The organism is Chryseobacterium mucoviscidosis, from assembly GCF_002177115.1.
Classification (GTDB): domain Bacteria; phylum Bacteroidota; class Bacteroidia; order Flavobacteriales; family Weeksellaceae; genus Chryseobacterium; species Chryseobacterium mucoviscidosis.
In genome coordinates, this window is record NZ_MVAG01000040.1 from 1 (window position 1) to 239 (window position 239).

1 protein-coding gene is annotated in these 239 nt (G+C 45.2%); it reads right to left on the reverse strand.

The features are described 5' to 3' along the window. A partial coding sequence (locus B0E34_RS01120) for a PCRF domain-containing protein (protein ID WP_123956494.1) occupies positions 1-239 on the reverse strand: 239 nt, incomplete at both ends.

Here is a 239-nt window from a genome sequence, read left to right on the forward strand (position 1 = left end):
CCCAGCCCTGCGCCCCCAGCGACCGTCGCCCGGCCCACGAAATCTTCCTCTGAGCCGTCGGCAATAAGTTCGTCCGCCTCTTCAACCGCATCCAACGCTCCTTTATATTCATCGTAAACTTTTACAATTTTCCCCAAATCGCTATATTCTTTGATCAAAGAAGAATATCTTTTTTCGTCTGAAATAACATCAGGCTGTATAATAAGGTCTGCCACCTCAATATATCTCTGTTTTATAGA